General features: G+C 31.6%; 1 protein-coding gene. It reads left to right on the top strand.

Translation table 11 applies throughout. The annotated features are described in order from the left end of the window. Nucleotides 1-144: 144 nt before the first annotated feature. Nucleotides 145-275 (top strand): GntR family transcriptional regulator (locus tag SB717_RS35560; protein WP_142346709.1); only part of this gene is annotated, 131 nt, incomplete at its 3' end.

Raw genomic sequence — 275 nt, 5'->3', positions numbered from 1 at the left:
AATTTCATTTTAAAAAATTATTATTATTTATTCGACAATTGCGCTTATTTTTAGTGGTTAGTCATTTGTACTATGTTGTAAGTTGAAAAAAGAGAAAAGAAGTCTTACATCAGAGGTCGAATAATTGAAATGCGGGGGAGTCTTATGTCAGTAAAATCCGATAGTCGTCACCTATATTTACGGGTGATTGATCACATCAAAGAAAAAATTAAAGATGGGGCTTATAAAGAACGACAAAAGTTACCATCAGAGTTTGATTTAGCGAAAGAACTTGG

Origin of the sequence: Priestia sp. SIMBA_032, assembly GCF_046535215.1 — a bacterium.
In the GTDB taxonomy this organism is placed as follows: Bacteria; Bacillota; Bacilli; order Bacillales; family Bacillaceae_H; genus Priestia; species Priestia aryabhattai.
The sequence above is the reverse complement of the archived record's forward strand: the minus strand, read 5'-3'. Positions and strand labels throughout refer to the sequence as shown.